We start from the raw sequence: 23,801 nt of genomic DNA on the forward strand, positions 1-23,801 counted from the left end.
GTGAGCTAGATCTCATCCTCGCGGGCGGCGTACACCTGCCCGGACTCCCAGACGCGGACGATAAGCGACGAGAGGCCGTTCCCGGAAAGGTCCGGCGTGAGCCGCTCCCAGCAGTAGTCCGCGACCCTCTCGGCGGTGGTGTTCCCCTCCGAGAGACCTTCGACCTCGTCCAGGTCGCGCATGTGCAGCCCGGAGGCCAGCCCTTCCACCGCCTCGCGCAACAGGCCGACGTCGTAGAGGGTGCCGTCGGCGGCGAGACGTTCGCCCTGCACGAGGGCCTCCAGCCGGTAGGTGTGACCGTGCAGCCGCGAGGCCGGGCCGAAGTCTCCCCGCAGCCGGTGCGCCGCCTCGAACTGCGAGGCCACGTAGATCTCGTACATACTCCTCCTCTGAGGCTAGTCTTCCGTCGCGCTGGTTTTGCCGCTCCTCTGGCGGGAGATCTCGGCCCGCATATCCGCGGGCTTCCAGCCGGGCGGCTTCATCTGCTTGCCGTCCTCCCGGCGCGGCCCCTGTACCTTGTGCATGTTGGCGCGGTGCAACTCGCGGAACACGCCGTCCGGGTCCACCCCACAGGCCAGTAGCGTACCGTAGGTGACGTAGAGCAGGTCGGCCAGCTCGTGTACCAGGTGCGCCAGCGCCCGCTCCCCGGACTCCCCGCTCTCCTCCGGCTCCGGCTGGCCGGATTGCAGCCGGGAGAGAGCCTCCAGGACCTCTTCGTACTCCTCCGAGATCAGACGTTCCCGCAACCTCAATACCTCATCCCGGGGTACGGACGGCGCGGCGGGGTCCACCGTGCCCGAGGCCCGGTGAAACTCGCTCACGAGCCCCGCGTTGCTAGGCAAGACTGCTCCTTATCATTCCCCTCACTGCTCCCCCTCGTAGGTCAACAGGACCTGGGCAAGACCGGCAGGGCGGTCCTCTATGAGACGGTACGCGTCCGGGGCACGCTCGAACGGCACCCGGTGCGAGACGAGCGCCCCCAGTCGCAAGCGCGGGTCTTCGAGAAACTCGACCACGGTTCTGGTACGCCGGGCGTGGTCCCAGCGGGGAGAGAGCGCGGGGTTCAGCATCCCCACCTGCGACGAGCGCAGCGTGACCCGGCCCCGGTGGAAGTTCTGCCCGAGGGAGAGGTCTACCGGCTTCGTACCGTACCAGGAGGCGACGACCACGGTACCCTCCACCGCGACCGCCTCGACGGCATCCTGCAGCGCCTCCCCCGCCCCGCTGGCCTCGACGGCCACGTCCGCCCCGCGTCCGCCGGTGGCCGCCAGCACCTCCTCGACCAGCCCCTCACCCGGCGTGAGCGCCCCGTCCGCGCCGAGGGCGAGCGCCAGCCTGCGCCGGCTCTCAAGCGGGTCCACCGTAAGCACCGCCCCCGCGCCGGCGAGCCTCAGTAGCTGGGCCACGAGCAGCCCGACCACGCCCTGCCCGAACACCAGCGCCGTCTCGCCGAGCTTTAGCGGCGAGTCGTGGACGATGTTCACCGCCGTCTCCAGGTTAGCGGCGAAAACCCCGATCGAAGGGTCTATGCCGGTCGGCAGCGGCACCACGTACGAGGCGGGCACGGTAAGCCGGCTCTGGTGCGGATGATGGACGAAGACCGGGTCCCCGACAGCCATGCCCTCAACCTTCTCGCCAAGCTCCTCGATACGCCCGGAGAGGGCATAGCCGTACTTTATCGGGAAGCCGAAGCTACCCTCCAGGGTCGGGAGATCCAAAGCCGCATCCGCGGGAGCCTCGCCCCGGTATACGAGCATCTCCGTGCCGCCGCTCGGCGCGGAGGCCGCCGCCCGCACCCGGACCTCCGCCTCCCCGGGCGCGGGCACCGTCTCGTTACGCAACTCCGCCCTCCGGGGTGCCGTAAACCACAATGACCGGGCCTCCACCGCCTCTACCGCCTCAGACACCCCGGGCGTCCTCCCGGCTCGCGTCGCGGGGACCGTTCTCGTGGCCGCCGGGCCCCGTCTCCGGGTACACGAGACGGCCGTCCAGGAGGAGATCCACACCGCACCGCGTGACCGCGACGTCGGCGAGCTCCAGAGAATGGTCGAGGCTGCGGACGCCCAGCTCCCCGACGGCCTCGATGCCGGAGCCCAGGATCTTTGGCGCCACGCACACCACCAGCCGGTCGGCCAGCCGCTCGGCGAGGAGGCAGGTGATGATCTCGGCCCCGCCCTCGACCATCACCGAGCCCACGCCCCGGCGGCCGAGCTCCGCCAGAAGCGCCGACAGCTCGATGCGCCCGGAGCGATCCTCCGCGACCTCGACGACCTCCGCCCCGAGATCCCGCACCCGCCTCCGGCGCTCCTCCGGGGCCTTTCCGGTAACGGCGAGCAGCGTGCCGGGGGCAGCCTCCCCGGAGAGCACGGCGGCGTCTGGCGGGATGCGGAGGCCGCTATCCACCACCACCCGCAGGGGGTCGGCGCCGGCGGCGTGCCGCACGGTAAGCTTCGGGTCGTCGCGGCAGGCCGTCCCGGCCCCGACGAGTATGGCGTCGTGGGCCGCCCGCAGCTCGTGGGTAAAACGGAGCGACTCACCGGCGCTGATCCACTGCGAGCTCCCCCCGGCGGTCGCGAGCCGTCCGTCGAGCGTCTGCGCGTAGCTCACCGTAACCCGCGGCCGGAATGGCCAGGGCTTATGGGACTGCGGGCTCAGCTCCTCCCGCACGCCCCCGGGATCCTCTTCTCTAAATCCTCTAAACTCTTCCCAACTCAAGACCCGAGAATCCTAGCACGGGCGTCTCTGCGGGATCACCGTTAGAGATCACATAGAATTACGGAGCGTTACACGGACCTTCGTGTGGCCTTCACCTGGATTCCTCGCGGGCCCGCGTGGCGCCCGGGCTTCCGGGGATGTCATACTCCGGGCATGGACGACGATCGGATTCTTCTCGAAGGCATGGTGTTCCACGGCTACCACGGCACCCTGGACGCCGAGCGCGAGCTGGGCCAGCGCTTCGTGGTGGACCTCGCGCTATACCTGGACCTCGGCCCCGCGGGCCGGTCGGACGACCTCGCGCTCACGGTCGACTACGGCGAGGCCCACCGCCGTGCGCGGGAGATAGTCGAAGGCGAGCCCGTGGACCTTACCGAGACCGTGGCAGAGCGTATAGCGGCGGCGCTGCTCGCGGACCACCCGACGGTCGGGGCGGTCCGGGTCAAGGTCGCGAAGCCCCAGGTCAGGCTGAGAGGCACGGTGCTCGCGGGCTCGGCGGTCGAGATACTGCGCCGCCGGTAGTAGAACCCAAAGAGCACAGGCAAAGGGAATACAGGAACGCGGTGTACGGGCCCCAGCTCCTGCGGGCGTGCCGGTCTCGCCTCTAACGCTTAGCAGGACGTAAGCGAAGCCACGGGCGCAGCCCCGGGAATGTTCTATAGCTACCTGGCCACCGTGTCAGAGGATTACAGAAGTTCACAAGACGCCGGAGCCGAAACTGGACAGAGCCCCGAAGACCACCACAGAACAGCCGCCCGTCCCCAGCGGGGAGCCGGGGCAGATCGAGACGCTCACCCGGGTCTGCGCCGACGATCTTACTGAGGCCCTCGGCCTGTACCGGAGATGGACCGGCGCCTCCGGCAGAGAGAATGGCCCACGCCGGGCTTACCGGAGTCTCCTCACCCGAGCCGTCGGGCTCTTGTTGCGGTTTCCGGCCGCGCGTCTGGCCCGGCAGGTAGCATTCTACGACGGCGTCGTGGGCGAAAGTGGTCTCGGGGCTGGCGGCGGGTGGGCCACGGAGCGCCTCTGCCGCGGCCTGTCCATCCGGGGAGCGGAGGGCATCCCGGAAGAGGGTCCGGTCCTGGTGGTATCCAATCATCCCGGACTCGCGGACTCGCTCTCACTGTTCGTGGCCCTGGCCCGGAGCGGGCGCGGGGAGGACCTGCGAGTGGTGGTCGAGGAGCGGGAGTTTTTGCGGGCGCTCCCGAACACTTCGCAGTACCTGATCCCGGCAAGCGACCCCGGCGGCCGTCCGGCCGGTGTCGGGAGCCTCAGGGCGGCCTCCCGGCACCTGGGCTCCGGCGGCGCGTTGCTGGTCTTCCCCAAGGGCCGCATAGAGCCGGACCCGGCGAGCATGCCGGGGGCGGAGGACTCACTCGGAGACTGGGGCCCGAGCCTGGACCTGTTTGCCAGGCTGGCGCCGGAGGCGCCGGTGATCCCCGCCATCGTGAGCGGTGTGATCTCACCGGCGGCGCTGGCGAGCCCCGTAACCCGGCTCCGCCGCCGCCCGGAAGATAGCCGCTGGCTCGCCGCCTCGCTGCAGATGCTCGTGCCGGCCCTCCGTGACGTACACACCGAAGTCAGCTTCGGTCGCCCCGTATACAGGGGTAACGACAAGAGCGTGGCCGGGGTACGCGAGGAAATCCTGAGCCAGGCGCGGCGGATGATCCGGTCGGCCAGAGCGTCCTGCTAAAGACAGAGTGATATTGAGTATCGTCGCGGGTGAGGACGGATAACCCCCCGCCTGATACGCGCCCGACGCACAGATTCCGAGGATTTTTTCCAGCTTTCCTCTACCGTTTCTCTAACGTTCTCCGTCGCTCAACGGACTACCGGCGCATCTTTTAGCCTTTTTTCACGTTTTTCCGGGACTTTGGTATCTCTGTGCGGTAAAGTTTTGCTGTGCGGCACCGAGGATAAGCTGTATTCGCAGGCATATTACGTCCAGGGAGGTGATCCGGCATGTCCGGCAAGAGGGTATCGTTGAAGAAGAGCGTGGACGAGATACGTCGGTGGGCCGCCGAGGGCAAGGACGACGAGTGGATCGCCCGCGCCGTGGGCAGCACCGCCTCGTCCGTGCAGTCGTTCCGTTCCCGCAACGGCATCCCCCACTACAAGCGCTCGACCGAGGCCACCTTCGCCTCGCTGGGCCTGAGCACCGGCTCCGAGACCTACGAAGGCGTGCTGGAGGAGCGCGACGGGCGCTACGCCGTCTGGTTCGACCCGAGCGTCTCCGAGAGCGCCCCGTATCTCGCGGGCTGGGAGGGCCTGGAGGGCGTCGAGGTCCGTGTGAGCCCCGACAGGATCGTGCTGCTCCGCCGCGAGGAGCGCGGCCCGGAGCCCGGCGAGGAGGGCCAGAGGCTGCATGAGTCAGAGGCCGCCGCCGAAACCGGGACGATGGCGCTCAGTTAGGCTCGGGTAGACAGCGCTCCCGTTAACCCCGCTCCGGCTTCCGGGGACAATGCCCCGGCGGCGTCTGACCTGACTACGCCGCCGGGGTCTCCCAGCACGGAGTCTTCGTAAGGTTTTCGCTTGTTTTTGTGCGCTTTGTTCACGGTGATCTCCAGGGCGCATCCGGCATAATATCCGGGTCAGCGTACGAGAGGAGATCCCATCACTACCGCCAGAGCCGGATATGGAATGCCGTTGACCGTCGCCGTGATCCTGCTCGCCCTGGGCACGGCCATAACCCACCTGTATCTGGGTCTGCAGCTAACCGGCTTCGGCGGCTACGGGCTCGGAGTCCTCTTCATCCTCAACGGCCTGGGCTACATCGGGCTCACGGCGCTACTCTACCTGCCGGTGCGGTCGTTGGACCCCTATCGCGGCGCTATCCGCTATGCCCTGATCCTCTTCGCCGCACTAACGATAGCCCTCTGGATACTATTTGGCACCAAGGACAGCCTCGGCTACCTGAACAAGCTGAACGAGCTTCTCCTAATAGCCGCGCTGGTGGTCGAAGGCCGCCTGAGGCGTAACTAGGCGGAGCTAGCCCTCCGGCCTCCAGACGGCCGGCTCTCTCGGGAGCCGGTCCGGGTCGAAACGCGGGATGAGATCCTCCGCCGTCAGGCTCTCGCCGGGCTCCGCGAGCCCCAGAGAGAGCGCCATCCAGCCGAGCACGCCCTCCGGCCTCTCGCCGGCTCTCAGGCGGTCGGAGAGCGTAATGCCGCCGTGACGTTCGCCGTGGCGCTTGGCCAGACGCTCCCCGTCCGGGCCGAGCACGAGCGGGACGTGGGCGTAGCCCGGCTCGGACAGGCCGAGCATCCGGTGCAGTATTAGCTGGCGCGGCGTGGAGTCGGCGAGGTCGTCGCCGCGCACCACCTCGCGTATGCCCTGCTCGGCGTCGTCCACGACCACGGTTAGCTGGTAGGCCGGCGAGCCGTCGTTCCGCCGCACCACGAAGTCGTCCGAGCCGCCTTCCCGATACCCGAGAATCCGGTCCTCGAAGGAGGCCGTAAGTCCCTCGGCCCGCACCCGCAGGGAAGGCTTGCGTCCGGCGGCTTCGAGACCGGCCCGCTCGCGGGAGGTGAGGCGGCGGCAGGTGCCGGGATAGCTCATGGAGATAGGGCCGTGGGGCGCGGAGACGGCCTTCCGGATCTCCCGCCGCGTGCAGTAGCAGGGGTAGAGCATACCGGCCTCGTCCAGGTGCGAGATGGCCTCCTCGTAGAGATCCAGCCGCTCGGTCTGGCGCACCACGGGGCCGTCCCAGTCGAGGCCGAGGCAGCGCAAATCCGCCAGCTGCTCCTCCTCGATGCCCTCCCGGAAGCGGTCCCGGTCCATGTCCTCCATCCTGACCACGAATCGCGCCCCGGAAGTTCCGACAGGCTCCGCCGAGCGGGCGAAGAGCCAGGCCAGGAGGGCCGTTCTCAGGTTGCCCAGGTGTAGAGAGCCGGTCGGACTCGGGGCGAAGCGTCCGTCTCGCACTCTGTCTCGTGCTGTATCGGGCACGGCGGCGCTCAAAACTTCAGGAGCTTCAGGAGCGGTAGACGCCGATACCGTGTCCCAGGGCCTCCTCGGCCTGACCGAGCCAGTACCGGCTCTCGAACAGGGCGAACGGCGTGCCGCGCAGGTCGCGGGCCACCTCCACACCCCGGCGGCCGTCGAGGGCTTCGGCCTGCTCCTCGTCTATGAGGCGGCAGGCGGCGAAGGGCGAGGAGCGGGTGGAGAGCGGCGCGCCGAACTCGTGCTCCATGCGGTGCTCGGCTACCTGGAATTGTAGCGGCCCGACGGCGGCGAGCACCGGCTCCTGGCCGCCGTCGTGGGTGCGGGAGAGGATCTTGATCGCCCCCTCCTCGGCGAGCTGTTTGAGGCCGTTTCGGAACTGCTTGTACTTTGCCGAGTCCTTGTTGCGCGCTATGAGGAAGTGCTCTGGCTCGAACTCCGGAATGGCCGGAAAGCTCACGGGGGGGCCGGCGTACACGGTATCCCCGACTCCGAGACCGGCGGCGTTCACGAGACCCACGATGTCGCCGGGCACGGCCTCCTCGACCGTGGAGCGTTCCTCGGCGAAGAGCTGCTGGGCGTGGCGGGTCGAGACCGGCTTGCCGGTCGGGGCGTGGGTCAGGGACTCGCCGCGCTGGAAGCGTCCCGAATGGACCCGCACGAAGGCGACCCGGTCGCGGTGCCGGGGATCCATGTTCGCCTGCACCTTGAACACCTGGCCCGAGAACGGGTCTCCCAGCTCCCTCGGCTGTCCCTCCGCGTCGCCCCGGGGGCCGGGGGCCGGAGCGAGGGTCGTGATCTCCTCCAGTAGCAGCCTCACGCCGAAGTTCGAGAGCGCGCTGCCGAAGAAGACCGGGGTAAGCTCACCGGCGAGGAACCGCTCGCGCGCGCTCCCGCCGTCGTCCACCTCGCGGGGCGCGCCCACCTCGTCGAGCAGCGACAGCTCCTCGAGGGCGGCTTCGTAAAACTCACCGCCGCCCAGCTGCTCCCGGGCCTCTTGCGATGATAGCTCCTCCTCACCGGCCTCCGTGGAGCCCTGCCCGGCGCGGTCGTAGCGGTGGAGGCTGCCGGAGCGGCGGTCTATGACGCCGGTAAAGTCCTGTCCGTTGCCCACGGGCCAGGTAACGGGCGCGGTTGCCAGGCCGAGAGTCTGCTCGATCTGGTCCGTAAGCTCCAGAGGCTCCATCGAGGGCCGGTCCAGCTTGTTCACGAAGGTGATGATCGGGAGCCCCCGCATCCGGCACACCTCGAAGAGCTTGAGGGTCTGCGGCTCAAGGCCCTTTGCCGCGTCCAGCACCATCAGCGCGCAGTCGGCGGCGTACAGAGTACGGTAGGTGTCCTCGCTGAAGTCCTTGTGGCCCGGAGTGTCGAGCAGGTTCATCCGGTACCCGTCGTAGGAGAGACCGAGCACGGTGGAGGTTATGGAGATGCCGCGCTGCTTCTCCAGCTCCATCCAGTCCGAGCGGGCGGCGGCCTGCTTGCGGCTCTTTACGGCCCCGGCCATGTTTATGGCGCCGGAGTACAGGAGGAACTTCTCGGTCAGCGTGGTCTTGCCCGCGTCCGGGTGCGAGATAATGGCGAACGTCCGCCGAGAGCCCGCGTGTGTCCCGGCTCCACTACTTGCAGCCGCATTCGTCTGTTCCACCAACGTACCTCGCCAGCCTCTCGTAGCTTTGTGTGATGTTCCGTATTTCTCGTGCGCGTGATCCACCGGAGCCGGTGACCTTTATTCGGCGGAGAGACGTGGCCTCCCGAGCCGCTACGTGAGTGTAACGCCACCTGACGCACATTTGTAGCGGCTTTGTACCGGAGCCCACGGGATAATACGGCCTACCGGCAAGTCGTTAGTCGCGGGGGTCAGCCCAGGCTCTTGCAGAGCAGTATGCGGTCCTCTCCCGGCCCATGGTAATGGCGGAGCACGGGCACCCCGCCCGGCTCGCCGTCCCCTTCCGCCTCGAATCCCAGGCTGTGGTGGAAGGAGATCGAGCCCGCGTTGCCCGGGGTAGTGGCGCAGCGGACCACGGTGCAGCCACGTCCGCGAGCCTCCTCGAAGAACGCCTCGTACAGCCAGCGGGCGAGCCCCCGCTGGCGACGTCCGGGATGAACCCCGACGAGGTGTATGTGCCCTTCTCCGGGGTTTGCCGGCGAGACGAAGCCGACCAGGAACCCCGCCACCTCTCCCCCGTCCTCCAGCACGAAGCTGGTGTCGCGGAAGTGCCGGAAAAACAGCGGTAGCGCCAGGTGCGAGAGGTCGCAGCCTCCCCACCAGCGGCCGAGCGCGGCCTTTACCGGCTCGACGTCCGGCTCCCCGAGGTTGCGTAGCCGCGGGGGCATTAGCTACCCGGTCTCTCCGCACCGCCATCTCCACGGTTACGCATGCTCCGTCCGGTGCCCCACTCTCCCGCTCGCCTCACCTCCATCAATCGTACCGTGTGCCGGGCTCGGGAGCATACCCGGTCTCCGGGACGCCTATGACGTCTTTCGTCGCGCGGCCCGGCCGCGCAGGGCGCGCACGAAGGGCACGAGCAGGGCCACGAGCGTGAGCGGGATGACCAGGGCCATCATCACGGCGCTGAAGGCGGGGAGGGCATCGTGGTTCGTGGCGGCCAGTATCAGGTACAGGGTGTAGGCGACGTAGTAACCGAGAAAGAGAAAGCCTTCCCAGCGGGAGATCTCGAGCCCGGTAAAGAAGATCGGCAGACAGGCCACCGCCGTGGCGATCATGACCGGGAGGTCGAACCCGAGCACCGCCGAAGAGACCCCGATACCGTCCGGCGCCACGAGACCGGCCAAGCCCAGCACGAAGAGCACGTTGAAGATGCAGCTCCCTACTATGTTACCCACGGCCATCTCCCGCTCGCCGCGGAAGGCGGCGGCCACCGAGGTGGCGATCTCCGGCAAAGACGTGCCCACGGCGACGACCGTGAGCCCGATAACGAGCTGGCTCAGCCCGGCCGCCTCCGCCACGGCTACCGCGCCGTCCACCAGCCAGCGCGCCCCGAGCACCAGCAGGAAGAGCCCGGCAGCGGCATAAAGCGCCTGCAACAGCATGCCCGCCGTCTCCGCGCGACCATTCCGCCGCGGCTCCTCTCCACCCTCCCGGCGGCCACGGCGTATGGCGTGGAAGGTGTAAACGGCTATCCCCGTGAACAGGATCAGCCCGTCGGGGCGTCCGAGCTCGCCGTTCAGGCAGAGCACCAGCAACAAAAACGAGACGCCGATCATGATCGGCACGTCGAGCCGCACCAGCCGCGAGGAGACCACCAGCGGCGTGATGGCCGCCGAAAGCCCCAGCACGAGCAGCACGTTCAGGACGTTGCTGCCGATGGCGTTGCCGAGCGCGACGTCGGCGCTACCCGTAAGGACGGACTGAACGCCGACCGCCGCCTCCGGGGCGCTGGTACCGAAGGCCACCACGGTCAGCCCGACCACCAGCGGCGAGACGCCGAAAACCCCCGCGAGCCGCGAAGCACCCCGCACCAGAAGCTCCGCCCCGCAAGGCAGCGCCACCAACCCGACGACGGCCAACACGATCGTAGTGAAACTCAGCCACGCCTCCCTCGGCTCCTTCGGCTCGACCCCGTAGAGCTTACCCTTTGAGCGAGGCGCGCGCCCGACTATCGCCTAGCTATCAGATTTTGACGGCCGGCCTCCGGTCAGAGGCCCCTCACGCCACTCACGCCATTTACACCACGGCGAGAACGGCCACGGCCGTGCTCAACACGAGGTTCAGCGCCGACACTCGCACCGAGAGGTCCTGCAGCTTGCGGCGCTGCCGGCCGAGGGAGCCCGCCTCCTCATCCGGGGCGCCGCGCTCGGCCTCCGCGAGACGCCGCAGCCGCTGCCCGAAGTACGCCCCGTGCGACGCCGAGAGCGCGAAGACCACCACGACGAGAGCAAGCTCCGCATACAGCGCGCCACCGAAGCCGCCGAGCACCCCGGCGAGCACCGCGAAAAGCAGGAGCAACGAGAGGTTCGGCGTGGCCAGCCGAGAGTAGTAGCGCCCGATGACGGAGCGCACCATCACCCGCTCCGCCTCCGACCACTTCATCGCCTTCAGCGCCGGGGAGACGACGAAGGTGGTGAACACCAACCCGCCGAGCCACACCCCCGCCAACACCGCGTGTACGACCTGGACAACCTCGTACAAGCTCCGTTACCTCCATAACTCTCGCCATGTCCTCAAATATTACGTTTATTGTAAGTTATTTGGTTCCATCTGGGGCCGTTTGAAGCCACGACGGACGCCGCCCGCGAAGCTCCGGGCCGGTCTGTAACGCGTCCCGGCACGAGCCCGCCGGAGAAGACCTCACCCGCGAAAACGGTTCCCGAGACCACCTCGGCGTACACGCGTAGAAAGACGATGAGTACTACGTCGGGCTCTGCGTCCCCACCGGCAGGCTCACCCTGGAACAGGCCGACGACCTGGCCCGCCTCGCCGAGGAGTACGGAAGCTCCGAGCTACGCCTCACCACCGCGCAGAACGTGATCATCCCGAACGTGCCGGAGGAGAGGCTGGAGGAGCTGCTCGCCGAGCCGTTGCTGGCGGATCTTAGCCCGTCCCCGGCTCCCTTTACACGCGGGCTCATCACCTGCACCGGCAAGGACTTCTGCCCGTTCGCCCTGGCGGAGACCAAAGACCCCGGACGCGAGCTGGCCCGCTACCTGAACGAGCAACTCGGCGAGGAGGTGGCCCGGATCACCGACCCCTTCCGCATCCACTTTTCCGGCTGCCAGAACTCCTGCGCCAGACCCCACACCGGCGAGATCGGGCTGCACGGCAAGGGCCTCCGCCAGGACGGCGAGGTAGTGGAGGCCGCCAGCGTCATGCTCGGCGGCGAACAGGGCCTCGGGGCCCGCTTCGGACAGCCCTGGGAGAAGAAGGTGCCCGTGGCGGAGCTGGCGCCGAAGGTGGAGGCCCTGATCCGGCGCTACCTCGACGAGCGTGGGCCGGAGGAGAGCTTCGCCGACTGGTTCCGCAACACCGGTCTCGTGGAAGCCGCCGGCAAGGATAAAGCTGAAGGCTAACTGTAACGCAGACGCAACGCGGTCAGAGCCAGGGCGGCGACCATCAGCACGGCGCTCGCCACGCACCACTGGCAGATGGCCTCGATCACGAACAGCTCCAGCCAGGTCAGGTACCCGCTGAACAGCGTCCCCAGCAGCGCGAGGAACAGGCCGGAGAGCGCCACGATAAACCCGCGGAAGGCGGCAGAGACCAGGAGCCCGGCGTAGCCCAGGAGCCCGAGAGCCGTTATGGGCACGCCAAGGAGGCTTGAGTAAGGGCTGCTCTGGACCGTTTCGCAGCCCTGCCCGTCACCGGCGCACACCGGGGCGGCGCCCGCGGCGTAGACCCAGGTTAGATACAGGCTAACCGCGAGCCCCGCCACCGAGACGGCGGCCAGCAGGCCCCGGAGTCCACCTTCGCCCAAGGCTACTCCACTTCTTCTATAGCCTGGGTCACGTCCTCGGCCGGGACCGCGCCGACCAGCTCGCGCTCCCCGCCGGGACCGCTCACGACGATGGTCGGCGTGCTCTCCACCCCGTTGTCGGAGGCCGTATCCTGTACCTCCTGGAGCCTGGACTCGAGCTCGTCGTCTTCGCGGCTCTCGTTCCACTGCTCGACCTTCAGCCCCCGCGTCTGCTCTGCGATGTTGGTCATGAACTCGTCGGTCACGTAGCCGCCGTTCTCCTCGCCCTGGTTCAAGAAGAACAGGGTGGCGTACTGCCAGTGGCGGTTCTGCTCCCCGGCGGCCAGCGCCGCCTTCGCGGCCGGCACCGAGTCCGGCCCGATAAACGCCAGGGTCTCGGAGACCAGCTTGGCCTCGCCGGGCTCAACGTGCTCCTCGATGATCTGGGAGAGGGAGTCGCGGGTAAACTGGGCGCAGGCCGGGCACTGGAGATCCTCGTAGACCCGGATCTCGACCGGCGCGTCTTCCTGCCCGAGCCTCTCCCCGTCCTGCGGGATGCCGGACATGAGGCTCTGCACCTCCTCCCCTTCGTCTTCCGCGCTCGTCCCGCCGAGCTGGCTGAGGCCGACGAGCACCCCGGCGACCACGAAGGCCGCCAGGATCACGGCCGCTATCATCCAGGGGGCGAATCGCTTCTCATTCATCCTGTATCCACCTTTCCGAGGCTAATCCATACCCTACGCGTCTCCGTATCGGGCGGCGGGGCCGCACCGGGGAGCTAGGTACGGGGAGGCGGAGGCTCGGGAGAGAGGAGGATCTCATCCGGCGGCCGCTCCTGTAGAGCGGGGAGAAGGCCGAGGGAGAGTGCGGTCCCGGAGACCGGCGCGACGGCGGCCGCGAGCACCCCCGTCGCCGGCAGATCCGGCGAGGAGGAGGCGCTGATCTGGATCACATCCGGACAGCCGCCCTGATCGCAGTGTCCCGCGAGGTCCAGGGCCGGATACAAGGCGACGAACACGGCCACGAGTACCGCGGCCACCAGGTAACGCCTATCTGAACGAGCAATCTCCGTACTTTCCACAGTCCGATTCTAATAGAGATCCCCCTCCGCTCCCAGCCGGGGCTACTCTCCAGCGGCCGCCCGGATCGCCGAGCGGAACATCCCGACCGTAGGAGACCCCCGCAGGCCTTCCGGCGTAACATACGTCCGGCACCCGAGCGCCCACCGCTCCCGCTCCTCCGATACGGGAAAGGCATCCTCGCCCCCGAGCCGGACCGTCGGGCTACCGGGAAAACGGAGCCTCTCCGCCGCATCGTCGGTCTCCACCCGCACGGGCACCACCTCCGCCCTTACACCTTCCAGCCCCAGAGCCTCCCGCAGATTATGCTCGGCGGCCCCGGCGCTCGGACAACCCTCGAAGTACAGTAGCTCGACCCTCATAGCCTGCATAGAAGCCTCTCCCGGAATATGTATCTTGAACATCGTATATATTTTCGACACCTTACGCCCGGTCGCGGCCCGGAGCAACCCGGGACGACTCGGCACCACTCGGTACAACCTGTTACGGCTCGGTACGGCTCGTGTGGACGCGTCACACGCCGGGAGGCCGCGCGGGGGGCTTCGAATCCCGGTGGACGTATGTGTAGAGCAGGCCGCCCGGCGGATATAGTAGAGTGTTGGAGACGATGTAGTTAGTGTAGTCAGGAAAGGAGAGCCGCAATGGCCTACGATCTACCATCGCTGCCCTACGATTACAACGCGCTGGAGCCGGTCATCGACGAGGAGACGATGCACCTGCACCACGAGAAGCATCACAACACCTACGTGACCAACCTCAACTCGGCGCTGGAGAACCATCCCGACTCCGACAAGGGCTCCATCGAGGAGCTGCTCGCCGACCTAGACAGCCTCCCGGAGGAGATCCGCACGGCGGTCCGCAACAACGGCGGCGGTCACTCAAACCATTCGATGTTCTGGCAGATCATGTCCCCCGAGGGCGGCGGGTCTCCGGCAGGAGAGCTCGGGAGCGCGATAGACGACAGCTTCGGCTCGTTCGACCAGTTCAAGGAGCAGTGGGCAGCGGCGGCCGCGCCGGGCGCACTCTTCGGGTCGGGCTGGGCATGGCTCATCGCCGCGCCGGACGGTAGCTTGCGCATCGAGCGGACGGCGAACCAGGACTCCCCGCTCATGGAGGGCAAGCTGCCCGTCATAGGGCTCGACTGCTGGGAGCACGCCTACTACCTCAAGTACCAGAACCGTCGTCCCGACTACATAAACGCCTGGTGGGACGTGGTCGACTGGCAGGAGGCCGAGCGCCGCTTCCAGGCCGCCAAGAGCTAGAAGGCTCACGAAGCAGCACGGCACAATACGAGGCAATACGACAAGGCAATACGACAAGGCAAGACGAAGCACGATGAAGCTCTAGCCGGGTAGCACGCCCGGTCCCGGAGGCCTCCGCGACGGTTGCGGGGGCCTCTTTTCGCGTCTATTCGCGGGCCGGCCGTGTCAGGAGCCACCGTCCGGCGGGAGATCCGGTGGTTAAACTCGGGCGTATACCATTCACCAGACAGACCAGACAGAACGGAGTCTCGTATGCGGCTAGCGGTAGTAGGCGGGGTTGCGGCGGGGACCAAGGCGGCCTCCAGGGCCCGCCGGGTCGACCCGGAGCTTGATATCGTGCTCTACCAGGAGGAGCCGGACACTTCCATCAGCGAGTGCGGTCTGCCCTACCGGCTTTCGGGGACGGTCGGGAGCCGGGATAGCTTGATCGCCCGCACCCCGGAGGAGTTCGGGGAGAAGGGTATCGAGGCCCGGGTGCTCCACAGGGTCGAGCGCGTGGACCACGAGCGGCGGGTCCTTACCGGACGTAACCTGAAGACCGGCGAGCCTTTCGAGGAGGGCTACGACCGGCTCCTGATCTCAACCGGAGCCCGGGCGAAGATGCCGCCTTTCGAGGGCTCGGAACTCGCGGGTGTCTTCCCGCTACGCTTTCTGACGGACTCCGACGCCATCCTGGAGCACATCCGCGAGCACTCCCCCGGGCGGGCTGCGGTCGTGGGCGGTGGATATATCGGCCTCGAGGTGGCGGAGAACCTCGTCAGCCTCGGCCTGGAGGTCACCCTGGTCGAGAGCGCGGGGCACGTCGCCGCCGCCTACGGCTCGGAGGTCGCCGGCAAGATACAAGACCACCTGGCCGAGAAGGGCGTCTCCGTCCACACCGGACAGAGGGTGGACGGCTTCTCCGACGGCGGGCACGGGGACGGCCAGGTGCGGTCCATAAGCTTCGAGGGCCGCGAGGCGCCGGCCGAGCTGGTGATAGTCGGGGCCGGTATCGAGCCGGTGGTGGAGCTCGCAGAGGAGGCCGGGGCAGAGATCGGCGTTACGGGTGCGATCCGGGTGAACGAGCGCATGGAGACCAGCCTGCCGGGCGTCTGGGCCGCGGGTGACAACGTGGAGAGCTCCCATCTCGTCGGCGGTGCTCCTACCTGGGCGCCGCTGGGCGACACCGCGAACCAGATGGGCCGTGTGGCAGGCACGAACGCCGCCCTGGCCGACGGCGATACGCCGCTAGAGTTCCCCGGCGTGCTGGGGACCGGGATCTTCAAGGTATTCGACCTCGGCGTGGCGAAGACGGGCCTCCTGGAGAGCGATGCGGCGGAGGCCGGCTTCTCCCCGGTAAGCGCCACCGTGGAGGCCGGGAGCAGCGCGGGCTACTACCCGGGCGGCCAGGAGGTGTTCCTGAAGCTCGTCGCCGACAAGGACTCCGGCAGGGTCCTCGGGGCCGAGACCTGCGGCGCACAGGCCGACAAGATGGTGGACATCTGCGCCACCGCCCTCTGGGGCCGGCTAACCGTCGCGGACCTGATCAACCTGGACCTCGCCTACGCCCCGCCTTTCGGGCCCGCACTCAGCCCGGTAATACAGGCCGCGACGATCATCTCCGGGAAGCTGTAAGCTCCCGGACCCGCCGGCTCGGCCCCGGCCTCCGGGCCGGGCGCAGCCCCTCCGCATCCGGCCGACCTTGCTCGGCCCTTACGTGCGGCGAACCCTCTTCCCCCCCGCCCCGGACGCCTCCACAACACCCACGAGCCGGATATTCCCACCATCTTTCTCTCCCCTCGCATTGACATCCACGCTCCTCATGTTAGTTTACTGAATCGTTGCAGTTAAAAGTTCTTAGGGTTCCCCGCAGAGCTTTTCGGTAAGGCTTTTCAGTAAGAGGGTTCAAGAAGGGTATTCAGGAAGAGAGGTGGTTTATGACTCGGCCGAGGGTAGGCCTGATCCGGCTGGCGATCACGGCTTTGTTCTTTGTAAACGGGATGGTAATGGCGAGCTGGTTCGTCAGGATACCGGCGGTGAAGTCGGGGCTCGGGCTCTCGGCCGGTCAGCTAGGCTTTGCGCTCTTATGCGTGGCGGCCGGTTCCATACTGATGATGTCTCTCGCGAGCGGTCTGGTGGAGCGCTTCGGGGCGAGCCGGGTGCTCGTGGCCGGCGCCCCGCTCCTGTGCCTCGGGCTGTCCCTGCCGGCGCTGGCGCCGAGCCTGCCCACGCTCTCGGCGGCCGGGCTCGTGCTCGGCGCGGGCAACGGCCTGATGAACGTGGCCCTCAACTCCCGGGCCTCGCAGCTAGAGCAGGAGTATGGGCGGCCGATCATGTCTTCCTTCCACGCCCTGTTCAGTCTCGGCGGGTTCGGGGCCTCCGTCGCGGGCGGGCTCGTCGCCTCCGCCGGGGTCGAAGCCTCCGTGCACCTGCCGCTCACCGCGCTCGCGCTCGTGGCGGCCGCGGGGGTGTTCTTCCCGCTCTTGTTCAGAGACGGTAAGGGTGGTGTAGAGGCGGAGCCCACTACCGGGGAGGCCGTCGAGACCCGGGCCGGAAAGCGGCCGTCGATGCCCGCCCCGGTGGTCCTGCTGCTCGGGGTGATCGGCTTCAGCGTGCTCTTCGGGGAGGGCGCGATGGCGGACTGGAGCGCCGTGTATCTGCGGGGGCTGGGAACAACCGAGGGTGTTGCCGCCGCCGGGTACGCCCTATTCTCACTGGCGATGGCGACCGGCCGGCTGACGGGCGACAGGCTCACGGAGCTGCTCGGGGCGGCGAGCCTCGTGCGGTTCGGGGGGCTCCTGGGCGCGATGGGGCTCGCCGTGGTGCTGCTCACGGGCTGGCCGCCGCTGGCCCTGCTCGGCTTCGGCGTAATCGGTCTCGGTTTCTCCACGATATTCCCGCTAACCCTGAGCACCGCGGGCAAGACCGGCAAGGTCCCCTCGGCGACCATCGCGTTCGTCTCGGCCTGCGGCTACGGCGGATTCCTGTTCGGCCCCGCTGTAATAGGATTCGTCGCCCAGCTTACCGCGTTGAGCTTCTCTCTGGTTACCGTGATCCTGCTCAGCATCCTCGTGGCGGTAGCCGCCCGCGCACTGGGCCCCGGCAGAACGGGTAGGACGGTGGCGCACGAACCAGCGTAAGCCTCCGCAGCAACCGGTCGCAGGCGGCGAAAGATAACCCACATCCGGCCTCTCGCCCGGCGGAGAAAGCCAGAGCGGTACGCGGACGAAACAAGGGGAACAGAGGAAAAGCAGAAGAGAAACAGAGAGAAACAGAGGAGAGAGCATGCCGACAGCAGATGGGACCACGCCGGGGAGCGGACTTCCGGTGCCCGGAGGAGGATCAGCGCCGCCGGTCGAGCCGGCGGGCAACGGTGGCCGGGACCCGGGCAACGACCGTGGACGGTTGCTGTTGCTGATCTACAGAACCAGGGACGAGGCCGCCAGCCTCGGGTATCTGCGGGGCCGCACCGGGTTCTCCAGATCCAGGCTGTGGCGTGGCGCGGAGGACCTCGAAGACCTGGGCTACGTCGAGCTTTCTCGCAAAGATCCCCGCGGTCCGGTCTCCCGGTGGCTGAATAACCGCGGGGACGCCAATGGCCGGATCTTCGCCTCGACCTTTCTGGCCCTCACCGGGGCTGGACGTCACAGCCCGGAGCTCCGCGAGGCGGTCTCGGCCGCCGAAAAAGTGGGCCGTGACCGGTCGCGGCGCGCCGGGAGGAGCGCACCCGTCAGCGGGGTGCTGCCCCGACTGCTCCGCAGGCTCCCCGGCACACTGGTTTCCAGGCTACGCGGCCTGCCCGCGAAGGCCGCCAGGACCATATCCAGAGGTTAGCGAAGCGCGCGGCCTCCCGGCCTCCACGGCGGTATCTGGTCGGTAGGCACGGCGCCGGGTGTGCCAAGGGTGTCGGGAAGCACGCTTCCGAGATAGTACGTCGGCTCCGCCGGGACCGGCGCACTACCCGCGGCCTCTAGCGCCATCCCAGGGTGGCGAGATCGAGGCGCTCGCGCTCCCCGGGGGTCATGTCCCAGCCGAGCGCCCCGGCGTTTTGGCGGGCCTGGCGCTCGTTCTTGGCCCCCGGTATCGGGAGGACGCCCTGACGGCCGACGAGCCAGTTTAGCGCGACCTGCGAGGGCTCACGCTCGTGGGCGGCGCCGATCTCCCGCAGGATCTCCACCACCGGCTGTATCTTCTGGAGGTTCTTCTCCGAGAAGCTCTTTCCGAAGCGCCGGACCATGCCGGCGGGCCTGTTTTCCCCGTCCCCCGGGGCGTACTTGCCGGTAAGGAGGCCCTGGGCGAGCGGGCTGTAGGCGATCAGGGTCACGCCGAGGTCGCGGCAGGCTTCGAGCACGCCGTTGGTCTCCGGGTCGCGGTTGAGGAGGCTGTAGTGGACCTGGTTGGAGGCGAGCCTCACGCCGTGCCGGGCCAGCCGGTCGTGGGCGCGATTCATGGCGCTGGCGCCGTAGTTGGAGACGCCGACCTGCCGCGCCTTGCCCTCCTTTACCGCCTCGGCGAGCGCGTCCATCAGGGGCTCGACGCGCATCACGGGCGAGGGGAAGTGGATCTGATACAGGTCCACGCCCTCCACCCCGAGCCGCGCGAGGCTACCGTCCAGCGCCTTGAGCAGCGACCGCGCCTGCACACGGTATGGCAGCGGGGCGAACTTCGTCGCCAGGACGGGCCCCGCAGGCCCTGCATTACCGGAGCCGGAGCGTCTCTCGCGCAGCAGCTCACCGATAATCCTCTCCGAAGCGCCGTTGCCGTAGACCTCGGCGGTGTCCACCACCGTGACGCCGTCCTCCAGGCTGGCCCCGAAGGCCGCTGCCACGTCTTCGCGGCCATACTCCCTGCCGTAGCCCCAGGAGTTCTTCGTGCCCCAGGCCCAGGCCCCGACCCCGAGAGCCGGCACCTCCATCCCGCCCAGGCTTACCGTCTGCCCGGTCTGCATAGCACCTCCAGCGTTTTCGCGCATCGTATTAGCGGTTTTCCCGCATTAGCGGCTCTCCGACGCGCTACTTATATCACGCTGGCTGGCCGGGTATCCGGGCGACCGCTTTCTGTATCTCCTCGTCGGGATGTTCGAGGTCCGGCAGCTCTCCGGCCATGTACCGCTCATAGGCGGCGAGGTCGAAGTGGCCGTGGCCACAGAGGTTGAACAGGATCACCTTCTCCTCCCCGCTCTGGCGGGCCTCTACGGCGAGGTCCATCGTCGCCTTTATGGCGTGCGTGACCTCCGGTGCGGGGACTATGCCCTCGGCGCGGGCAAAGAGGACCCCGGCCTCGAAGGTCGGGTTCTGCGGGTAGGAGCGGGCCTCGACGAGACCGTGGTGCACCAGCGCGCTGAGTATGGGCGACTCGCCGTGGTAACGAAGCCCTCCGGCGTGTATGCCGGAGGGAACGAAGGAGTGCCCGAGGGTGTGCATCTTCATCATCGGGGTCAGGCCCGCGGTGTCGCCGAAGTCGTAGGTGAAGCGCCCCCGGGTGAGGGTGGGACAGGAGGCCGGCTCGACTGCGAGCAGGCGGGTATCGCGGCCGTTTTTCAGGTTTTCGCCGAGAAACGGGAACGCGACGCCGCCAAAGTTCGAGCCCCCGCCGGCGCAGCCGACGACCACGTCAGGGTACTCTCCGGCGAGATCCATCTGCTCGATTGCTTCTTGTCCTATGACCGTCTGGTGTAACAAGACGTGGTTCAGGACGCTGCCGAGGGAGTACTTGGTGTCATCCTCGCCGACCGCATCCTCGACGGCCTCGCTTATCGCTATGCCCAAAGAGCCGGGCGAGTCCGGGTCGGCGGCCAGAATATCCCGGCCAGCCTGCGTGAGATCCGAGGGGCTCGGGTGGACGGTCGCGCCGTAGGTCTGCATCATGGCCCGGCGGTAGGGCTTCTGATCGTAGCTGACGCGCACCATGTACACGGTGCAGTCCAGGTCCATCGCCTGGCAGGCAAACGCCAGAGAGGAGCCCCACTGGCCGGCCCCGGTCTCGGTGGCGAGCCGTCTCACGCCCTCCTCGCGGTTGTAGTAGGCCTGGGGAACGGCGGTGTTCGGCTTGTGGCTGCCGGAGGGGCTCACGCCCTCGTACTTGTAGTAGATGCGAGCCGGGGTATCCAGGAGCTTCTCCAGCCTGCGGGCCCGGAACAGCGGGGTCGGACGCCACAGGGCGTAGGTCTCGCGCACCTCCTCGGGGATGGGAACGTCAGAAGCAGAGACCTCCTGGCGGATGATCTCCTCCGGGAAAATCGGGGCGAACGCCTCGGGGCCGACCGGCTCTCTGGTCGCCGGATCGAGCGGCGGGTCCAGCTCAAACGGGAGATCCCCCACGACGTTGTACCAGCTCTGTGGCAGCCTCTCCTCGCCCAGCAGAAACTTCGTGCGCTCTAGCTTCTCCAACTCCGACCTTTCCATCCTGGTGACTTGACCGGAGCTTAAGCTGCCGGTGAAAAGGTTGTCAACAGAGCGGAGAGAAGCGGGCGCGCCTGTACGAGCCGATATACGTGCCCGCTCCCCGCATCACTGACCGCCGGGGCTGGAAGCCACTACGCTATAGCGCGCCGTCATCCCACGGGCCCCGGATGGCGGGGGACCGGCCCGGAGTCTGGACGGTGACGAACAGGGGGCTCGTCACCGGGACCGGAGTTGGCTCCAGGCAAACCGCGAAGTCTGCAATCCGGGGCGCCGCGATGGGTCTGTATATGAGGCTGTATATAAGGCTGTTCCGGATCAGGCTACACGGCGGCCGGTGGTAGGCTCGGCTCCAGAGGCTCTCAGGGCTGGCCCGAGAGCGAGCCAGGATACGCCGAAGGAGAACCAGCCAAACGCGTTGCCGAGGCTCCACAGTGCGGCGAGCCCGAGGATGAGTACCGGGCCGCACCAGATTGGTAACGTCCTGGCTCTCACGGTGGCTATCCCCAGCAACAGGACTCCAACGCTCAGTAACAGCGTTCCGAGAATGTAGATCGCGCCCCACACCAGCGGCACGCCCTGGGAGAGCCCGATCAGCACGTACACTATCCCGCCGGTGTTCAGGAACACGAAGAACGGCAGCCCGATAAGATGCCCGGCCCCAGCCATGACGAGCCCGGCGGAAGAGAGCAAGAATCCGGCCCCGCCCAGCTTCCCGGACTCGCTCCTCTGGGCCAGATGCAGCCCCACTATCCCGCCGAGGACGGCGAGCAGGGCCGCGCCCTCGGCGACCGCGACGAGGTAGTCCGAGGGAGAGTCGAAGAGGTAGTAGCCTGGGGCTAGCAACACGAGCAGCCCGACGACCACCGATAGTGCCCCGCCAAGCAGCGCGGAGAGAGCGCACCACCTTGAGAGACGGGGGCTCATCTTTCACCGCCTCCACGGACGGTACGCTTCACGGCGGCGTCCTGCGTCGTCTCGGGCTCGGACAAGGACTAACCGGAGAGGTGGACGTCGAGGAAGTCGGCTATCTTCGGGTAGGCCTCCAGGCGGTTCTCCAGCTTGGCGAGGCCGTGTCCCTCGTCCTCGTACAGGAGATACTCCACCTCTCCTCCGCTCTCCCGCACCCGCTCCACGATCTGCTCGGCCTCCCCGACCGGCACTCGGGGGTCGTTCTTGCCGTGGATCACCATCAGGGGCGCGGCTATCTCTTCCGCCTTGTGTATGGGGCTTATGGACTGGAGGAAATCCCGGTCCCGCTCCAGCGAGCCGTACTCGGGCTCGCGCAGGGCGCGGCGGTAGCTGCCGGTGTTCTCCAGAAAGCTCACGAAGTTGGCGATGCCGACGATGTCCACCCCGGCGCTCCAAAGCTCCGGGTACTCCGTCATCGCCGCGAGCACCATAAAGCCACCGTAGGAGCCGCCCATGACCGCGACTCTCTCGTGGCCGCGCCCCCGTAGCCACCCGGCGGCGTCGGCGAGATCCCGGACGGAGTCCATCCTGAGGCGCACGTCGTCGAGGTGGGTGTAGTGTTTACCGTAGCCGGTCGAGCCACGCACGTTGGGCAAGTAGACCGCGTAGCCGCGCTGTAGCAGATACTGGGTCACAGCCCCGAATCCGGGCCGGGCCTGACCTTCGGGACCTCCGTGGACGTTTATCACCACCGGCGCGTTTTCCCGGTCCGGCTCATACAGGAGGCCGGGTATCTCCAGACCGTCGGACGCCTCGTGGCGGACCACCTCGGGCCGGCGGAAGGTCGCGGGCGGTATACCGGCGGTCGCAGAGCGGGTGACGCGCCGCAGCCCGCCTTCGGATGCTCCGAGGTCGAGCACCCACACGTCGGGGTTGCGATCGGGGGCGGTTAGCGTGAAAGCGAGGCTTCTGGAATCCGGCGAGAAAGCGAAGCCCTCGACGATACCGGAGGGGATCTCCGGGTCCGGCATCCGGCGGCCCCGGCCCGAGAAGAGCATCACCTGGGAGTAGCCGTCCACGTTGCGGCTGACGGCAAGATACCTCCCGTCCGGTGAGAGCTCCACCTCCTCCACGTCCCGGTCGTCGGGGGTCAGGTACTCCAGTTCCAGAGTCGAGACATCCAGGCGCGCCAGCCGCACGAAGTCGCCGTCGCGGTCGGTCGCCACGAAAAGCCGCGTGCCATCCGGCGCGACCTGAACACCCTGGAACCGCGCCTCCCCCTCGTGCGGCGTCAGCAGCCGGGCCTCCCCGCTTCCGAGATCGAGGCTATACAGGTCGTTGTCCAGGTTGGATGAATGACGCGACACTATGAGATAAGTGCCGTCGTGGCCCCAGTCGGCGACGGTGTGGTAGCCGGAAACCTCCCACACCATCTCGGGCTCACCGTCCGGTGCGTCCAGGGGCTGCACGTAGACGTCGAAGTCGGTGCCGTTGCGGCGGGTCGCGGTGTAGGCGATGCGGGAGCCGTCGGGGGAGAAACCGCCGGGGTAGTGGATGGCGTCGGGGTCACGGGTGACGTCGTACTCGTCGCTGCCTTCGATTAGGTGGATCTGAGCCTTCTCATCGCCGCCGGAGTCCATGCTGAACATCAGGCTGTCACCTCTGTCACCGACCGGGGAGTACTCGACGCCGGAGACCCGCTCCTCGTGGAAGGTGAGCTGGTCCGGCCAGCCACCGCCAGCGGGGACCTCCCACACCTGCGGGACGCCGGTAATGTCCGTGAGGAAGGCTATCCTGCGCCCGTCGGGAGACCAGGTCGGGGCGTAGGCGCTGCGGATCTTGAGATAGCGGTCGAAGCTGTAGGGCAGCATTTGTCTTTTTTATCTCCTCTCCCGGTAACACTGGTCGAGCTCGCGGATTTCGGGAGATTATAGAGGAAGCGGCGGGGCTTTCTGATCACGCCTCCCGGCCGTCCTCCACATCAACCGGCTGGTGGATGCCGCCCATCCACCGGTTACGCCGCGAAGTCTGGCCGGGTGTCCGATCCAGGGCCGCGAGCACCAGGGGAGAATGCTTGTACAGGCCAGAGGTTCGAGCAGA

Annotated in this window: 26 protein-coding genes and 1 pseudogene; 10 read left to right on the forward strand and 17 right to left on the reverse strand. The window is 67.7% G+C overall.

Annotated features, from left to right (window positions below):
* Window positions 1-5 precede the first annotated feature (5 nt).
* The 4 genes from ABD53_RS07690 to ABD53_RS07705 are packed head-to-tail and all read right to left on the reverse strand — an operon-like array spanning window position 6 to window position 2,715.
* The gene (locus tag ABD53_RS07690) at window positions 6-380 is read right to left on the reverse strand and encodes a 6-pyruvoyl trahydropterin synthase family protein (protein WP_047865202.1); all 375 of its coding nucleotides are present in this window, start codon (window positions 378-380) and stop codon (window positions 6-8) included.
* Between the two features lie 15 nt (window positions 381-395).
* The gene (locus ABD53_RS07695) at window positions 396-842 is read right to left on the reverse strand and encodes a pyrophosphohydrolase domain-containing protein (protein ID WP_084709416.1); all 447 of its coding nucleotides are present in this window, start codon (window positions 840-842) and stop codon (window positions 396-398) included.
* 21 nt (window positions 843-863) lie between these two features.
* On the reverse strand, window positions 864-1,907 hold the full coding sequence (locus ABD53_RS07700; protein WP_047865203.1) for a zinc-dependent alcohol dehydrogenase: 1,044 nt from the start codon (window positions 1,905-1,907) through the stop codon (window positions 864-866).
* A complete protein-coding gene (locus ABD53_RS07705) occupies window positions 1,900-2,715 on the reverse strand; it encodes a RibD family protein (protein ID WP_235401444.1) in 816 nt (271 codons plus the stop codon). The genes ABD53_RS07700 and ABD53_RS07705 overlap by 8 nt, the downstream gene beginning before the upstream one ends.
* 153 nt (window positions 2,716-2,868) lie before the next feature.
* On the opposite strand from ABD53_RS07705, the gene folB reads away from it, so the two are divergent.
* The 4 genes from folB (at window position 2,869) to ABD53_RS07725 (ending at window position 5,697) form a co-directional block, all read left to right on the forward strand.
* Complete coding sequence (folB, locus tag ABD53_RS07710; RefSeq protein WP_047865204.1) at window positions 2,869-3,237, forward strand: dihydroneopterin aldolase; 369 nt, start codon at window positions 2,869-2,871, stop codon at window positions 3,235-3,237.
* A gap of 397 nt (window positions 3,238-3,634) precedes the next feature.
* Complete coding sequence (locus ABD53_RS16910; protein ID WP_160309644.1) at window positions 3,635-4,408, forward strand: 1-acyl-sn-glycerol-3-phosphate acyltransferase; 774 nt, start codon at window positions 3,635-3,637, stop codon at window positions 4,406-4,408.
* A gap of 269 nt (window positions 4,409-4,677) precedes the next feature.
* Window positions 4,678-5,127 (forward strand): hypothetical protein, encoded by a 450-nt coding sequence (locus tag ABD53_RS07720; RefSeq protein WP_047865205.1) that lies wholly within the window; start codon window positions 4,678-4,680, stop codon window positions 5,125-5,127.
* 228 nt (window positions 5,128-5,355) lie between these two features.
* Window positions 5,356-5,697 carry a DUF7475 family protein gene (locus ABD53_RS07725; protein WP_047865206.1) on the forward strand — a complete coding sequence of 114 codons (342 nt, stop codon included), beginning with the start codon at window positions 5,356-5,358 and terminating at the stop codon, window positions 5,695-5,697.
* Window positions 5,698-5,703: 6 nt separating this feature from the next.
* Here the strand turns inward: ABD53_RS07725 and gluQRS are convergent, their stop codons facing one another.
* The 5 genes from gluQRS to ABD53_RS07750 all read right to left on the reverse strand — a co-directional run bounded on the left by gluQRS (window position 5,704) and on the right by ABD53_RS07750 (window position 10,807).
* On the reverse strand, window positions 5,704-6,639 hold the full coding sequence (gluQRS, locus tag ABD53_RS07730; protein WP_047865207.1) for a tRNA glutamyl-Q(34) synthetase GluQRS: 936 nt from the start codon (window positions 6,637-6,639) through the stop codon (window positions 5,704-5,706).
* A gap of 49 nt (window positions 6,640-6,688) precedes the next feature.
* Complete coding sequence (locus tag ABD53_RS07735) at window positions 6,689-8,302, reverse strand: peptide chain release factor 3 (RefSeq protein WP_053057849.1); 1,614 nt, start codon at window positions 8,300-8,302, stop codon at window positions 6,689-6,691.
* A 212-nt stretch (window positions 8,303-8,514) separates the two neighbouring features.
* Window positions 8,515-8,991, reverse strand: a complete 477-nt coding sequence (locus ABD53_RS07740; RefSeq protein WP_047865209.1) for a GNAT family N-acetyltransferase — start codon at window positions 8,989-8,991, stop codon at window positions 8,515-8,517.
* A 135-nt stretch (window positions 8,992-9,126) separates the two neighbouring features.
* Window positions 9,127-10,206, reverse strand: a complete 1,080-nt coding sequence (locus tag ABD53_RS07745; protein WP_047865210.1) for a calcium/sodium antiporter — start codon at window positions 10,204-10,206, stop codon at window positions 9,127-9,129.
* Window positions 10,207-10,342: 136 nt separating this feature from the next.
* Entirely contained in the window at window positions 10,343-10,807 is a 465-nt protein-coding gene (locus ABD53_RS07750; RefSeq protein WP_053057812.1) for a DUF4149 domain-containing protein, read from the reverse strand.
* Window positions 10,808-11,028: 221 nt separating this feature from the next.
* Here ABD53_RS07750 and nirA point away from each other — a divergent pair.
* A pseudogene (nirA, locus tag ABD53_RS17795) lies at window positions 11,029-11,184 on the forward strand (ferredoxin--nitrite reductase); the annotation flags it as partial.
* Entirely contained in the window at window positions 11,158-11,685 is a 528-nt protein-coding gene (locus ABD53_RS07755) for a hypothetical protein (protein ID WP_268778276.1), read from the forward strand. The pseudogene nirA and the gene ABD53_RS07755, both read left to right, overlap by 27 nt.
* Here ABD53_RS07755 and ABD53_RS07760 read toward each other — a convergent pair.
* From ABD53_RS07760 to ABD53_RS07775, 4 genes are all read right to left on the reverse strand, one after another.
* Window positions 11,682-12,089: a vitamin K epoxide reductase family protein gene (locus tag ABD53_RS07760; protein WP_047865211.1), complete on the reverse strand. Its 408-nt coding sequence runs from the start codon at window positions 12,087-12,089 to the stop codon at window positions 11,682-11,684. The genes ABD53_RS07755 and ABD53_RS07760 overlap by 4 nt on opposite strands.
* A gap of 2 nt (window positions 12,090-12,091) precedes the next feature.
* Window positions 12,092-12,772, reverse strand: a complete 681-nt coding sequence (locus ABD53_RS07765; RefSeq protein ID WP_084709419.1) for a DsbA family protein — start codon at window positions 12,770-12,772, stop codon at window positions 12,092-12,094.
* Between the two features lie 74 nt (window positions 12,773-12,846).
* Window positions 12,847-13,107: a hypothetical protein gene (locus ABD53_RS07770; RefSeq protein ID WP_047865212.1), complete on the reverse strand. Its 261-nt coding sequence runs from the start codon at window positions 13,105-13,107 to the stop codon at window positions 12,847-12,849.
* Between the two features lie 84 nt (window positions 13,108-13,191).
* Window positions 13,192-13,518, reverse strand: coding sequence for a DF family (seleno)protein (locus tag ABD53_RS07775; protein ID WP_152670655.1), 327 nt, complete (start codon window positions 13,516-13,518; stop codon window positions 13,192-13,194).
* A 270-nt stretch (window positions 13,519-13,788) separates the two neighbouring features.
* Between ABD53_RS07775 and ABD53_RS07780 the strand changes: the two genes are divergently transcribed.
* The 4 genes from ABD53_RS07780 to ABD53_RS07795 all read left to right on the forward strand — a co-directional run bounded on the left by ABD53_RS07780 (window position 13,789) and on the right by ABD53_RS07795 (window position 18,222).
* Complete coding sequence (locus tag ABD53_RS07780; protein ID WP_047865213.1) at window positions 13,789-14,409, forward strand: superoxide dismutase; 621 nt, start codon at window positions 13,789-13,791, stop codon at window positions 14,407-14,409.
* A 252-nt stretch (window positions 14,410-14,661) separates the two neighbouring features.
* The gene (locus tag ABD53_RS07785; RefSeq protein ID WP_047865214.1) at window positions 14,662-16,023 is read left to right on the forward strand and encodes an FAD-dependent oxidoreductase; all 1,362 of its coding nucleotides are present in this window, start codon (window positions 14,662-14,664) and stop codon (window positions 16,021-16,023) included.
* Between the two features lie 302 nt (window positions 16,024-16,325).
* Window positions 16,326-17,528: an MFS transporter gene (locus tag ABD53_RS07790; RefSeq protein ID WP_047865215.1), complete on the forward strand. Its 1,203-nt coding sequence runs from the start codon at window positions 16,326-16,328 to the stop codon at window positions 17,526-17,528.
* Between the two features lie 145 nt (window positions 17,529-17,673).
* Window positions 17,674-18,222, forward strand: coding sequence for a hypothetical protein (locus ABD53_RS07795; RefSeq protein WP_152670656.1), 549 nt, complete (start codon window positions 17,674-17,676; stop codon window positions 18,220-18,222).
* A gap of 136 nt (window positions 18,223-18,358) precedes the next feature.
* Here the strand turns inward: ABD53_RS07795 and ABD53_RS07800 are convergent, their stop codons facing one another.
* From ABD53_RS07800 to ABD53_RS07815, 4 genes are all read right to left on the reverse strand, one after another.
* The gene (locus ABD53_RS07800) at window positions 18,359-19,336 is read right to left on the reverse strand and encodes an aldo/keto reductase (RefSeq protein WP_200900334.1); all 978 of its coding nucleotides are present in this window, start codon (window positions 19,334-19,336) and stop codon (window positions 18,359-18,361) included.
* 73 nt (window positions 19,337-19,409) lie between these two features.
* Window positions 19,410-20,777: a TrpB-like pyridoxal phosphate-dependent enzyme gene (locus ABD53_RS07805; protein WP_235401447.1), complete on the reverse strand. Its 1,368-nt coding sequence runs from the start codon at window positions 20,775-20,777 to the stop codon at window positions 19,410-19,412.
* 330 nt (window positions 20,778-21,107) lie between these two features.
* On the reverse strand, window positions 21,108-21,716 hold the full coding sequence (locus ABD53_RS07810; protein ID WP_047865218.1) for a hypothetical protein: 609 nt from the start codon (window positions 21,714-21,716) through the stop codon (window positions 21,108-21,110).
* A 68-nt stretch (window positions 21,717-21,784) separates the two neighbouring features.
* A complete protein-coding gene (locus ABD53_RS07815) occupies window positions 21,785-23,572 on the reverse strand; it encodes a S9 family peptidase (protein ID WP_047865219.1) in 1,788 nt (595 codons plus the stop codon).
* Window positions 23,573-23,801 lie beyond the last annotated feature (229 nt).

It is taken from the genome of Rubrobacter aplysinae (assembly GCF_001029505.1).
GTDB classification, from domain to species: Bacteria; Actinomycetota; Rubrobacteria; order Rubrobacterales; family Rubrobacteraceae; genus Rubrobacter_A; species Rubrobacter_A aplysinae.

What these genes read in the sequence shown, in the direction of transcription:
- ABD53_RS07690 (WP_047865202.1), bottom strand. Translation starts at nt 380, where the DNA reads ATGTACGAGATCTACGTGGCCTCGCAGTTCGAGGCGGCGCACCGGCTG.
- folB (WP_047865204.1), top strand. Translation starts at nt 2,869, where the DNA reads ATGGACGACGATCGGATTCTTCTCGAAGGCATGGTGTTCCACGGCTAC.
- ABD53_RS07780 (WP_047865213.1), top strand. Translation starts at nt 13,789, where the DNA reads ATGGCCTACGATCTACCATCGCTGCCCTACGATTACAACGCGCTGGAG.
- ABD53_RS07810 (WP_047865218.1), bottom strand. Translation starts at nt 21,716, where the DNA reads ATGAGCCCCCGTCTCTCAAGGTGGTGCGCTCTCTCCGCGCTGCTTGGC.
- ABD53_RS07800 (WP_200900334.1), bottom strand. Translation starts at nt 19,336, where the DNA reads ATGCAGACCGGGCAGACGGTAAGCCTGGGCGGGATGGAGGTGCCGGCT.
- ABD53_RS07765 (WP_084709419.1), bottom strand. Translation starts at nt 12,772, where the DNA reads ATGAATGAGAAGCGATTCGCCCCCTGGATGATAGCGGCCGTGATCCTG.
- ABD53_RS07785 (WP_047865214.1), top strand. Translation starts at nt 14,662, where the DNA reads ATGCGGCTAGCGGTAGTAGGCGGGGTTGCGGCGGGGACCAAGGCGGCC.
- ABD53_RS07815 (WP_047865219.1), bottom strand. Translation starts at nt 23,572, where the DNA reads ATGCTGCCCTACAGCTTCGACCGCTATCTCAAGATCCGCAGCGCCTAC.
- ABD53_RS07720 (WP_047865205.1), top strand. Translation starts at nt 4,678, where the DNA reads ATGTCCGGCAAGAGGGTATCGTTGAAGAAGAGCGTGGACGAGATACGT.
- ABD53_RS07775 (WP_152670655.1), bottom strand. Translation starts at nt 13,518, where the DNA reads ATGCAGGCTATGAGGGTCGAGCTACTGTACTTCGAGGGTTGTCCGAGC.
- ABD53_RS07790 (WP_047865215.1), top strand. Translation starts at nt 16,326, where the DNA reads ATGACTCGGCCGAGGGTAGGCCTGATCCGGCTGGCGATCACGGCTTTG.
- ABD53_RS07795 (WP_152670656.1), top strand. Translation starts at nt 17,674, where the DNA reads ATGCCGACAGCAGATGGGACCACGCCGGGGAGCGGACTTCCGGTGCCC.
- ABD53_RS07740 (WP_047865209.1), bottom strand. Translation starts at nt 8,991, where the DNA reads ATGCCCCCGCGGCTACGCAACCTCGGGGAGCCGGACGTCGAGCCGGTA.
- ABD53_RS07725 (WP_047865206.1), top strand. Translation starts at nt 5,356, where the DNA reads ATGCCGTTGACCGTCGCCGTGATCCTGCTCGCCCTGGGCACGGCCATA.